This window comes from Staphylococcus simiae, assembly GCF_002902085.1.
Classification (GTDB): domain Bacteria; phylum Bacillota; class Bacilli; order Staphylococcales; family Staphylococcaceae; genus Staphylococcus; species Staphylococcus simiae.
Genome location: NZ_PPQR01000003.1, coordinates 37,658 through 51,219, shown reverse-complemented (window position 1 = coordinate 51,219; position 13,562 = coordinate 37,658). Strand labels below are relative to the sequence as shown.

Genomic DNA, 13,562 nt, shown 5'->3' with positions numbered 1-13,562 from the left:
TGACTTAAATGATAGGGCATTGTGCCCTTTTTTTCAAAAAAATTCGGTTGGTAAGATAACTTTCAAATTATCTTATCAACCGAATTTATTATAGAGCCAAAGTTATCTGTATGTTATTATGGCGTTCGTCTACGTTTCATTGGTTCTCTATTTTTAGGACTGATAAATAAAAATTAATTATGTATCAGTTCGGTTTGTGAGAGAACCGTTTAATTGGTGGCAATAGATTTTGTCCCAAGAATCATATCATTACAAATGTTTAAATAATATAAATACAATTGATATAATATGACTATCTACTTTAGAGTGTTAGATAATATGATTGTTAAGTTGATTATATTCCTCAGTTACGATAGTGACTTTATAATCATGTACTTTTAAAAGTAGAATATGATTACTGAAGCCTTAGTATGTTGGAATGTTTAACCTTAAAACGTAGTTTAATAGTATGAAAATGACTTAATTTATAAATTTTGACTATAATATTAATATAATGAAGACAAAAGGAGATAAAATATGTTTCAATTATTAGCCGTATGTCCAATGGGCTTAGAAGCGGTCGTTGCTAAAGAAATACAAGAGTTAGGTTATGAGACTCAAGTAGAAAATGGACGTATCTTTTTCGAAGGTGATGAGTCAGCAATTGTTAAAGCCAATCTATGGTTACGTACAGCTGATCGTATCAAAATCGTCGTAGGACGTTTTAACGCTAAGACCTTTGATGAATTATTTGAACAAACCAAAGCATTGCCATGGGAAACGATTATCGATAAAGAAGGTAACTTTCCCGTACAAGGTAGAAGTGTGAAATCAACTTTACATAGTGTACCTGATTGTCAGGCTATTACAAAAAAAGCCATCGTTGAACGGTTGAAACATGCTTATCAAGAAAAAGGTTGGTTAAATGAAAGTGGGGCGAAATATCCAGTTGAAGTGGCAATTCTAAAAGATAATGTGTTACTGACTATCGATACATCAGGTTCTGGGTTAAATCGACGTGGCTATAGATTAGCACAAGGTGAAGCGCCAATTAAAGAGACACTGGCTGCAAGTTTAATCCGTCTTGCCAATTGGGATGGAAATACACCATTAATTGATCCATTCTGTGGCTCAGGAACAATTGCTATAGAAGCTTGTTTAATAGCTCAAAACATTGCACCTGGCTTTAATCGTGACTTTGTATCTGAACAATGGAATATCATGCCAGCAAATATATATGATGAATTTCGTGATGAAGCTGATAAAATGGCGGATTATGACAAAGAAATACAAGTGTATGCCTCAGATATCGATCCACAAATGATTGACATTGCTAAACGTAATGCTGAAGAAGTTGGTCTAGCAGATATTATTCAATTTACTGTTAAAGATGTTAATACACTAACAATTGATAGCGAAGAGCCTATCGCTTTAATCGGAAACCCACCATACGGTGAACGTATTGGTGATCGTGATGAAGTTGAAGAAATGTATCGTTATATTGGTAAATTAATGAAACAACATCCATATTTATCAACATATATATTAACAAGTAATAAAGAATTTGAATATTTAGTAGATCGTAAAGCAACTAAGCGTCGAAAATTATTTAATGGTTATATTGAGTGTACCTATTATCAATATTGGGGTAAAAAATTAAACAAAACTCAGCAACAAAGTAATTAACATTTTGTGATATTATATTAAATGAAGAAAAATAAAGACGAACATGTCTAATTAAGAGGAGCAAACTTATATGAGTAAAAAAATGGGAATTGGCTTATCAGCAATACTATTAATTATCGGTATTATTATTATTTGCATGATGGTATTTTCAAGTCAGAAGACGACTTATTACGGTTATATGAGTAATTCAACAACTGCTGAAAAAGTAGTGAGTGAAAAAGATGGACTAGTAAAACATAATGTTAAAATTGACACAGATAGTGACTTCAAGCCTAAAAAAGGTGACTTCGTGAAGTTGATTTCTAAAGATGATGGCAAGACATTCTATAAAAAAGATATTGTTAAACATGATGACATACCACATGGTTTAATGATGAAAATCCATGAAATGCACATGAATATGAATATGCAATAATTAATTAAAATGTCTATATTTGTTATTTGATGTGCAAGTTGGGGTGCGAACAAATTAAACTAGTTGTCCAACTTGATATCGAACCTAATTAAATAGTTATAACAAAAACGAGGTTGTTAGCACCGATTAAAGTGCTAATAACCTCGTTTTTACTTTAGCTTTGTTTTCGTTTGCGATCTTTGACATAGAGTAATGCTTCAATAATAAAGATAACAATAAGTGACATTCCAAATAAAGGCATTAAGACACCTAAAATAATTAAGAATACAATAACAGAAATGGACATTGGTTTTTTAACACGTCGAGGCACTTTTACTGAAGAACCTTTGACACGTTTGATCCAAGATGTAAATCCAAAAGCAATGGCACTTAATAATAATAAGCATACGAGTGTATTAATAATTTTATTGGCAATACCAAATAAGTGCCCTTCATGTAATGGAATACCCCAAGTAAACCACTTTGCAATAATGCCATATTGTTGATATTTAATTTCTCCTAAATTTTTACCACTATATTGATCAAAATACAGTGTCTTTTCATCGTAAGGAGAAACATCTAAACCTGTAACGCCAGTATTACTAGAGTTAGAGACTACAAATGCACCCTTAATATCAGATGGATAGACAATTGAAAATGGCTTTTTGATACCTGCATGTTCAGCATTGGTTACCACTTTATCAATGGATATTTGATGGTCCAAATTGGTTAGAGGCAAAGCCATATTGCCGTGATGTGCGTGTGCACGGCCACTTTCGGATGCTGGTTGTTTATTTTTCCTTGTAGCCCAAGGTAATTCATTGATGTCTGATTTAGGTGGATTGATGGCAAGTTGTCCTTGACCTAAATTACCATGATTATCCATTAAACTAGCAATTTTACTACCCATAAATCCTGACCAAGGAAGACCAGTTAATACAAGAATAAAAACTGGAACCGCTATAATAACACCGATGACAGCATGCCATTTTTGAAAGCGTAATGCTTTGCTTTTGTTAGTTAACAGTTTCTTTTTAACTAGTAAATAAGTTCCTGACAAAATCATAAAAATTGTCCAACAGGCTGTGAGTTCAACTAAATAATTAATAATCGTATTTTCAGTAAATAGTGAACTATGTATGTTTCTCATTACATTTGAATACGTGTGTTTCGCATTTTGGTCACTAACTATCTGATTATTGTGATCTAAAAAGACATATCTTTGATTACCCGCCATATCATCTAATGTAATACGCGTATTATAAGGTTGTGCCATGACACTTACTTTACTGACATAAAAACCATCAAATTGATGTTCGACTTGATGTACTGCTTTGTTTAATGATTGATGTTCTGTTATGTTACTATCACCGAAAAATTCAGTTTTGTAGATATTATTTTCCACTTCTGGATAAAATAGGTATCCGATGCCCGAAATGGTAAGAGTGATAAGTAACGGTGAAATAAATAAAGCTGCATAAAAATGTAATCTTTGTAATGGATTAAATGTATTTTTCATATTTCCCTCCGCTCAAATATTATACGGTTTATATTTTTAGTGTGTGTGAACACTTTGTGACAAATACATAAAGACTACTCTATGTTATTTAAAGTTGTAATATTTCAATAAATTCATAGTCTTAATAGTGAATTAATAGCTTTTTACATAGGTTTTAACATGCCCCTATGATAAAATTTAGAAGTATAAAATAAACAATGTAATAGTGAAGTCTTATTTTAAAAATTTGACTGAGCGATAGCTATTACAAGGATGGATATAGCTAGTATTGGATTAAAGGGGTAAGTATGATGACAAATTCAGAACAATTAGACCGTTTATATAAATTAAAAAAAGAAGTTGAAAAGTCTAATAACACAGCGTTAGTAGATACGATTAACCAAGTGATTAAAAAAGTTTACTTACAGCAGTACACTTTATCGTTTGTAGGGCATTTTTCAGCGGGGAAATCAACGTTAATTAATTTGCTCTTAGAACAGCAAATATTACCAAGTTCACCAGTACCAACAACGAGTAATACGGCTATCGTTTCTGTTGCAGATAATAACGAAATTATTGCAAATTTGCCGAATCAACAATACACGACATTGAATTCTTATGATGAAGTGAAAGCGATGAATAGACAAAATGTTGATGTAGAGTCAGTGGAAATTAACTTCCAATCTTCTAAATTTAAGCAAGGCTTTACGTTACAAGATACACCAGGCGTAGATTCTAATGTGTCTTCACACCAAACGATGACGGAACAATTTATGTATACCAGTAACATGGTTTTCTATACTGTTGATTATAATCATGTACAATCAGCCTTAAATTTTAAATTTATGAAACATATGAACGACGTGGGTATACCGGTTGTCTTTGTAATTAACCAAGTTGATAAACATAACGAAGATGAACTCACTTTTGACACTTTTAAATCACGTGTTGAACAATCAATTACTGATTGGGATATTAACTTAGAACGCTTATTTTACGTGTCTAAATACGATGGTCCTAATAATGAATTAGCTGCGTTATCAGACTATATGCTGCATTTAGATGAACATCGAGAGAGCCTTGATAGTTTTACGCATCGTACCATCGATTATATTACTGAGGCACAGTTATCCTATTTGCAAAATGAAATTCAAGATATCCTTGATGATTTAGGTATTGCAGAAGAAGATTTCGAACAAGCATTTATTAATACGCAACAAAATCAGGCCGTTAGTGAAGAGGCTCAATTATTAAATAATCCACAAGAACTTATGTCATTTTTAAAAGAACAACGTAAAAATATTCTTGAAAATGCCTATCTCATGACGCATGATATGCGAGAATTATTGCGTAGTTATTTGGAAAGTATGTCTAAAGATTTTAACGTGGGTGGTCTGTTTAATAAGAAGAAGAAAAAATACGATATGCAACAACAGCGTTTAGAACAAGCAGTTGAAGCATTACAACAACGTGTGAATCAACAAATACGTCAGCCCATGCGTGAGGATATGTCTTTTGTTACTCGATTTGTTACGACCAAAGGTACTGCTGACCGTGTGCTCAATCAACATTATGAAATCACAGCCACATTAATTGAAGATTTATATCAACCTCAAACGTCTATCAGTAATACTTATGTTTTAACGTTTTCAGATGACGTAGTAAAAGCAATTAGAAAATTAGTTGAACAGGAATCGACACCTATCTTTGAAGATGTTGTAGCCAATGTTCAAGCTGATGAATTAGCGACGAATGAAAATAGTGATTTAGAAGACTTCCAACGTTATACAGAATTAAGTGAGTTAAGACACTCTTTAGAAACTAAAAATTATCGCCATTACTATATTCATTTAGATGAATCATTAGATAAGTTAATCGATCGTACAAAAACGACATATCAATATCAACAACATGAAAGTCAAAATACAAATAGTCAGCGTGATACAACACCAGCTCAGGTTACAACTTCTAATCAACAGACGATATCAGCAGCGCTAAATGTCATTCAAGATGTACCATTATTTGAACAAACGAAACAAGATATTGCTGACACACTGCAACGCCTAGATGATAAAGTAGTTAAAATTGGTGTCTTTGGTACATTTAGTGCAGGTAAAAGTAGTTTGATTAATGCTTTATTAGGTGACACCATACTCGTTAGTTCGCCAAATCCAACTACAGCAGCTACGACAGAAATTTCATATGGCAATACGAGTAGCATTACGTTGAAATCAAAGGCACAATTATTAGATGAAATTAATCAAGTTGTCACATATCACCACATGTCTTTTTCAACGTTGGAAGAATTTATTGCCAGTGATATATCAACATTGAAAGCACAGTTAGAAAAAAATCAACTTGCATTTATAAATGCTGTAGAAAAACACTATGCAATGTATGACGATATGATTGCACACGGTGAACAACACACGATTCAGCAAGATGACTTGAAAAAATGGAGTGCTGAAGATGAATATGCAACTTTTGTCAAAAAAGTGCATATTGCCTTATCTCATGAATGGTTAAAAGATAAAATAATCGTTGATTCATTAGGATTACATTCTAATAACCAACGACACTCAAATGAAACTGAACAAATTTTAACATCATCAGATTTAATTCTATATGTTAGTTATTTCAACCATTCATTTACAGATAATGATAAAGCGTTTATTGAGCATATGAAAAATATGAACCAACTACATGATCATCAAGCCTTTAAGATGATTATCAATGCGGTAGATTTAGCTGAATCTGATGAAGACCGTCAAGCCGTTGAAACATATGTTGAAGATGCCTTAAATCAAGTGAATCTACAATCTGATATTTATAGTGTATCAAGTCGTCAAGCACTGCAAGGAAATGATAACGGTATCAACCAGCTACGTGATAGTATTGATCAATTTGCCACTGTTGAGTCGAAAGTTATTTTAGAGCAACAAATGACGTATCAATTACAACAAATTAATGCATCTTATCAACAAATGATTAATGATTATCACACGAATAAAGCTGAATTAGCGTCTAGACAACAACGTTTGCAACAATACCAACATCAACAATTATTAAGTCCAAACTTAATATCAACAACAGAGCAATATACAATTAATGAAATTGAAGATCAAATTTATCATTTAAATGGACGCTTACAACTACAAATTTTAGATGATGCTAAAGCGATATTTAATACACAAATGACACAATACCATGATTTTAATGAAGAAAAGAAAATGGCGACGAAACGTTATTTGGATCAAATTCATCAACGTTTATACCTAGAACAATCTGTATTAGTTGAACGTATTAAACGCTACTATAATGAACAATTAATAGAACAATTAGCACCAACAGTTAAAAAATTAGCTGATGTACATGTGTTTGTTACGCCTAACTTTGATATTGAGCTTGACTCAGTTGACCAATCACTGTTAACGATTCAATTTGAAGAGATGTTAAATCATTTACCGAAACAATTAACAAAAAGGAAAATTTTAAATCCAACATCACAAAGAGAGATTCAGCAACAAATCACTGATCAAACATTAGCTTTATTACAACATGGCTTAAATGAGTTAAGACAACAATTAGATAGTAAAGTGGCGCAAATGTCACAAGTCGCCGATGAACATTTTAATAACTTGGAACAAGATATAATGACACAAATTAATGAATTATTATCATTTAATATTGACGATGCATTGATTAACCAATTACAAAGTAAACATCAGCAATTAAATGATATTTTAAAGTAGGAAAGAGGACTAGCAATGACTAATAGAGTATTACTTGTTGACGGTATGGCATTATTATTTAGACATTTTTATGCGACGAGTCTACATCAACAATTTATGTACAATTCACAAGGTGTGCCAACCAATGGTATTCAAGGCTTTATCAGACATATTTATACAGCGATTCATGATGTTAAGCCAACGCATGTTGCTGTATGTTGGGATATGGGACAATCAACATTTCGTAATGACATGTTTGACGGCTATAAACAAAATAGACAAGCACCACCAGACGAACTTATTCCGCAATTTGATTATGTTAAAGAAATTTCACAACAATTAGGGTTCGTTAATATAGGTGTTAACAATTATGAAGCGGATGACGTTATCGGTAGTTTAGCCAAACAATATAGTGAACATAGTGACGTTTATATTATTACTGGAGATAAAGATATCTTACAATGTATTAATCCTAATGTTGAGGTATGGTTAATTAAGAAAGGTTTTTCTATTTATAATCGTTATACATTAGCACGTTTTAAAGAGGAATATGGACTAGAACCGCTTCAATTAATTGATATCAAAGCATTTATGGGAGACACTGCAGATGGCTATCCAGGTGTTAAAGGAATTGGCGAAAAGACGGCTATAAAATTAATTCAACAATATCAATCCGTTGAAAATGTGATTGAACATATCGATGACTTAACGCCAGGACAGCAAAAGAAGATTAATGACAACATTGATAACTTACATTTGTCGAAACGACTTGCAGAAATTTATACTGATGTGCCGTTAGATAGCGATGCATTATTTAACGATATGACGTATGCCCATTCATTAAATGATATCTTATCAATTTGTAACGAGCATGAATTATATGTTTCAGGAAAATATCTTGCAAGCAATTTTTAACTGAATAACTAAAATTAAACCAACCTGTTGATGTCAAAATCTCTACAGGTTGGTTTTTTACGTGTTGTCATAAGGACTTAATGAGCGTTTCATAATTATCTTATCAAAACAAGTTCATCATCATTTTTTACGACAATTTATTTTAAAAATATTTTTACACATGCAATCAGTTCATCATCATTTTATTTATTTAGCTATGAAAAAATGTGTCAATCTTCTCTTTGCATGAATTTTATTTATAATTATTTTAATTGTTCACAAATTCGATTTACTTATTTATAAAAGTTGTGATAATATTATATAGAACATGATTTAATTTGTTCAAGAATAAATTGTGATGTATGAGAGAGCATGATGTACTTAATAAATTTTGAGTGAACAACATGGACTCTTATTTTTTAGGTGGCTAAGACATCATTAGTTTAATAATGCGAAATATCAACATGATTTTTCGAAGATAGGTTTTATAGAACAATATCAATGATTGACCATTAGGCAACTAACAATATGTCGTTAAATAATGATTCGTTCAATTCATAACTACATGTGTCTTAACCACTATTTCATTTTGCAAGGACGAAACGACGAAGTAATAAGTTAATAGATAGAGACTCATACTTTCACAACAATAACAACAAGACATAACATCAAGAAGAGGAGTGGAACGCTGTGAATCATCGTGATAAATTGCAGAAATTTAGTATCCGCAAATACACTGTGGGTACTTTTTCAACAGTCATTGCGACGTTAGTATTTTTAGGATTTAATACATCACAAGCACATGCTGAAGAACAACAAACAGTGGACAAAGCAATTCATTCAGCGACGAACAAAGATGAAGAAGACAGTAAATTAAAAAATGTGCATAACGACGCACCACAAAATGACACGCAGTCATTGCAAGAACAAGATCATGCCGATATTAGCAATACTAGCAATTCAACAAATCATAAAGATGTCGTGCAATCTTCAACAACAGATACAACGACTGCTGAACACGCAGAAGAACAACAACAACATTCTAAAACTGTCAAAGCAGCAGACAATAGCGCAACTAAAAACGATAAAGATATAGTTACTGATAGCGACAAACATGCAACTGATGGTGATAGTAAACATCAAAACAAACCACAATTTAAGTTAACAGAACAATCACAAAGTAATAACGATACTCACACACAAAGTGTCAATAAAGATAGTGCGCAATCAACACAATATAATAAACAAAAGTTACAAGCATTTTTCGATGCAAGTTACCATGATTATCGCTTTATTGATAAAGACAAAGCTGATAAAAAAGAATTTAATCATGTTAAAGAAGTCTTTGATAAAGTGAACACTATTCTTGGTAATAATGATGAACCAGATAGCAAATCACTAGAACTGTTATATAAAGAATTAGAACAAGCAGTGGCAACGATCCGTACCATGCCACATCTTCAGCCATCAAAGAAAGATAAAAAGCATCAAATTGCAGAGAGAGATGTTGGCAATGTCAATTATAATCGTGCATTTAATGCTTATTATTTTCTAAATGAAGATGATAAAGTAGGATATCCAGCAGGTACATATATTGAAGCTTCTAATAAAGGGGCACCATATTATTTACCAACAACACCATGGAATCAAGTTTTGGTAACGAATGTTAAAGACTTAGTTTATATCACTGCGAAACGTGTATCGGATGGTTACGAATGGACGATTAATTATAATAAAGGGCATCGACCACATGAATCTATGATTTATTGGTTTGGTATTCCACAAGATCAAGTTCCAGTAGGTAGAGTCCAATTTTCAATCCTAACACCTAAAAAGACTGGCAGTTTTACTGGTTCTGGCTATGGTAATAAAGAAGGTAAGCCATTACCAGAAATGTGGACATCATCTGGAGGTATGGATCGTAGAGCTCATGACTTTAAAATGGGCCCGGCAACAACAGGACATCTTTTTTACGATTGGCCACAACAAATTATTCAAAACTTTTCAGACTTTGCACATGCGCCCGACTATTTTAACCAAGATAATGCCAATCCGTTATACAGAAACTATGGAGACAATTTATTCCGACAATTAAATGGTCAAGATAAAAGCGAAATTCCTGGCTTAAAAACAATGTATTCATTTGTAGGGAATGGTAACAGTAACTTTGTTATTAAATTCAAGACAAGAGGACCAATTGATACAAGGTTGTTCTATGCGGCTGGTGCACGTTCAGTTGAATACAATCAAAAATTTAACTATGAACAATTATATGTTGAACCAAGAGGAGAATATTCTAAAAGAATTCAAAGTATCTTAGCTACACAAGACCGTACTTATCATTTAGGCAATACTAAAGAAGTGATTGATTATGATAATTGGACATATGTTACTAAAGACGTATTAGATCCACTTAAAGGTGAAGATGGCGACTATGTTAAGGACCCACTAAGCTATGTCGTTAACCCTAGCAATAGATTGATTGGTTTTGCACCAATTAGTGCCATGAACTACATGTATAACCGTCACGGTACTGTTAAACCAATGACGCAACAAGAGATTGACAATTACTTTTCAGAAGCGAATATGAAACGAGCACTCAATGACCCTGGACATCATATGCATGTCTTACTATTGTTTAATCTACCGGATAATATAGGAAATACCCAAACCATCAAACATGCTTGGTTGAATCTTAAACCACCAGTCACATATAATGTTGAATTCTTTTCTAATGATGAAACAACAAGACGCGGTGATCAACAAGTATCACAAGATGCAGGCCATCCAGTCATCTTTGTCAATACAGGTCCATTAGAGAATAGAGCAGATACTATAGGTAATCATCCAACCGTCTATGTTCAACCTATCCGTATTCATTTACAAAGTAATGAGCCGTTTGATGATAGTGACTATGATATTAGTGGTATTCCAGATAGCATAAGAATAGAACCTGCTGTTGGTAGAACGAATACAGCTACGGAGAAAAACTTAGAATTAGTAGGTAATATGCCACCTGGAGACTACTACGGTAAAATCCGTTTCGGTAATGTGGAACAAATCTTTGAAATTCGTTCTAAACCTAGACCACCAATCATTTTAACAACTGAAAATGAATTACGTGGTAAAGGTGGCTCCATGACAACACCGATTACAGTTGGCAATTTGCCAGTCGGTACACCAGGTACAGTTCAAATTGTGAATACGGGACCATTAGCAACTGATGGTACCAATGATCCAAGTACTATTCCGACAAAATACAATATTTTAGCTGGTGCACAATACGATGGACAAGGTAATACGATGGTCATTGGTGGGCCTAATAAATACGACTTTATTCAACCTTTACCAACGAGTGGTGATATTAAAGCAGTCTTCGTAATTAACCAAGATATTAAATCAAATTATGGTAATAATGTAGCAATGCTTCCGGATGATGTTGCGCCAACAATTAGTGAACCAACAGGCTTACAGAACAAATACTATAATGGTGACCAAGTTAATGTCACAATGAACATTAATGAGGAAGCATATGGTACAGGAATTAAACAAGTAGATGTCCAAGGTTTACCTCAAGGTCTAACTTTCAATGTGACTAAAGCAGCAGATAATATGTCAGTGACATTAACAATTAGCGGTACGTTACCATTAAGTAATGTATTCAATAGACATATTCCAGTGACAATAAATGCTACTGATAATGCTAATAATACTAGAACGAAGACAATTGCCATTGATATCGGCGAATTAGCGAGCGAACATCGTCCTGTTGGCTTACCTGATGCAGAAAAGATAGTAGTCAATAATCCAGTGGGTATTTTACCAGACATGCGAGAGCGAATTGCAAATGCAGTTGCAGCTAAAAATACGGCAATTAGCCAATATCTACAAACAACAAAACCATTTTCAGCATCTGCAAACGGTTCAGTAGAAGTACGTTATAAAGATGGTTCAACTAACCGTTTACAACCAAATGAAGTGATTACCTATGAACCAATTCGAGCAGACCAATATGCAGATGGTAATAATATGAAACAAGCTACGATTATGATAGCTAAAGGCCAACATTTTGATATTGGCGATATTAAACAATATTTCACATTAAATGATGGTTCACATTTACCAAATAATGCTTATATCAACTTTACGGCACGTGATCATATTCCAACACCAGATGAAGTATCTCGATTGAATGCAGGAAGTTATTTTTATCATATTAATGTTGCTAATGCCTACCACAAAGCAACTGAAGAAATGATAATTAAACTTGCAGTTTATGATCTTCAACAGCCAAGTGGTGATCAAAGAGTATTCCGTACATCACCATTTAAATTAACGGATGATGAAGTGAATAGAGTGAAAGAGGCATTTATTAACGCTAATAGAGGCGTGTTAGCATTAACACCTGATCAAATCACGGTTAATAATCCTGAAGATACAAGTCATGTCAGTACAGTAACAGTAACGATTCATAAAAATAGAATAGACAAAGCATTTACATCTGACTTTGATCATATGAATTTCTTACGTTGGGTAGATTTCCCACACGATTATCAAGTGACATGGACAAGTCAACATGTGCCAAATCGAACTACGGATATCGGTTTTGAATGGGGACCAGATCATAAATCATTACTTTATCGTTATGATGCAACAACAGGTCGACAACTTAATCTCAACGATGTATTACGCATTATTACAGCAACAACTTCACAAGCAGGATTACGTAATAATATCTCTGGTAGTGACAAATTAGAAGCTGAAAATGCTAGTCGACGAGGACAAACAAGTAATGGTTTCTCTATGACAAATGATAGGAATATTAGTTTGCGTCAATATACTTTGAACGGCCAAGTTACTCAAGTTTTAGATTTAGTGCAAGGAAGTAATGGTGTAGGTGGTGTCAATGTACCATATTCTAATGTACGTTCAGATTCTCGTAACTCTTCATTAGTTAATACACCAATTGCAGCTCAAAATGGCGTTCCAGGATTTACTTTAGAACATATTATTAAACCAAATAGTGTTCGTAATGTAGCAGATACGATTTTTAAAGCGCAATTATACTTAGTACCGTCATGGGCTAGCACGTATTTAAATCGCTTAAATCAAACCTTTGATAATACAACAGATGTCATTAATGTTTATTTTGTACCTAGTGATACGATTAAACCTACTTTAAGACTTGATGATTATACAAATAGAGTTGTCTATTCAGGTGAATCTTATCGTAACCAAGCAGTAGCTACAGATAACTATCAATTAAAAGGTGTCACTGTAGATCAACGTTCAAATGCTAATGCTACGATTAATGTTGCCAATAATTTGATTACAGTCGTTGCCGAAAATGTCACTGCACCTAAGACACAAACAGTCAATG

6 protein-coding genes (1 of these 6 cut by a window edge) are annotated in these 13,562 nt (G+C 33.1%); 5 read left to right on the top strand and 1 reads right to left on the bottom strand.

Annotated elements, in window-relative coordinates; translation table 11 throughout:
• The first annotated feature begins 516 nt into the window (after positions 1–516).
• Together CD113_RS00570 and CD113_RS00565 are read left to right on the top strand one after the other, a co-directional pair.
• Positions 517–1,665: a THUMP domain-containing class I SAM-dependent RNA methyltransferase gene (locus tag CD113_RS00570; protein ID WP_002465231.1), complete on the top strand. Its 1,149-nt coding sequence runs from the start codon at positions 517–519 to the stop codon at positions 1,663–1,665.
• Between the two features lie 70 nt (positions 1,666–1,735).
• On the top strand, positions 1,736–2,080 hold the full coding sequence (locus CD113_RS00565; protein WP_002465230.1) for a DUF4889 domain-containing protein: 345 nt from the start codon (positions 1,736–1,738) through the stop codon (positions 2,078–2,080).
• A 154-nt stretch (positions 2,081–2,234) separates the two neighbouring features.
• Here CD113_RS00565 and CD113_RS00560 read toward each other — a convergent pair whose 3' ends face one another.
• Positions 2,235–3,578, bottom strand: coding sequence for a PepSY-associated TM helix domain-containing protein (locus CD113_RS00560; RefSeq protein ID WP_002465229.1), 1,344 nt, complete (start codon positions 3,576–3,578; stop codon positions 2,235–2,237).
• 290 nt (positions 3,579–3,868) lie between these two features.
• On the opposite strand from CD113_RS00560, the gene CD113_RS00555 reads away from it, so the two are divergent.
• The 3 genes from CD113_RS00555 to ebh form a co-directional block, all read left to right on the top strand.
• Positions 3,869–7,309, top strand: a complete 3,441-nt coding sequence (locus tag CD113_RS00555) for a dynamin family protein (RefSeq protein WP_002465228.1) — start codon at positions 3,869–3,871, stop codon at positions 7,307–7,309.
• Positions 7,310–7,324: 15 nt separating this feature from the next.
• Positions 7,325–8,203, top strand: a complete 879-nt coding sequence (locus tag CD113_RS00550) for a 5'-3' exonuclease (protein ID WP_002465227.1) — start codon at positions 7,325–7,327, stop codon at positions 8,201–8,203.
• A gap of 669 nt (positions 8,204–8,872) precedes the next feature.
• Positions 8,873–13,562: the start of a hyperosmolarity resistance protein Ebh gene (gene ebh / locus CD113_RS00545; protein ID WP_002465226.1), read on the top strand. The gene runs 24,557 nt beyond the window's last position; only the first 4,690 of its 29,247 coding nucleotides appear in the window; the start codon lies at positions 8,873–8,875; its stop codon lies beyond the right edge, outside the window.

What these genes read in the sequence shown, in the direction of transcription:
- CD113_RS00570 (WP_002465231.1), top strand. Translation starts at nt 517, where the DNA reads ATGTTTCAATTATTAGCCGTATGTCCAATGGGCTTAGAAGCGGTCGTT.
- CD113_RS00565 (WP_002465230.1), top strand. Translation starts at nt 1,736, where the DNA reads ATGAGTAAAAAAATGGGAATTGGCTTATCAGCAATACTATTAATTATC.
- CD113_RS00560 (WP_002465229.1), bottom strand. Translation starts at nt 3,578, where the DNA reads ATGAAAAATACATTTAATCCATTACAAAGATTACATTTTTATGCAGCT.
- CD113_RS00555 (WP_002465228.1), top strand. Translation starts at nt 3,869, where the DNA reads ATGACAAATTCAGAACAATTAGACCGTTTATATAAATTAAAAAAAGAA.
- CD113_RS00550 (WP_002465227.1), top strand. Translation starts at nt 7,325, where the DNA reads ATGACTAATAGAGTATTACTTGTTGACGGTATGGCATTATTATTTAGA.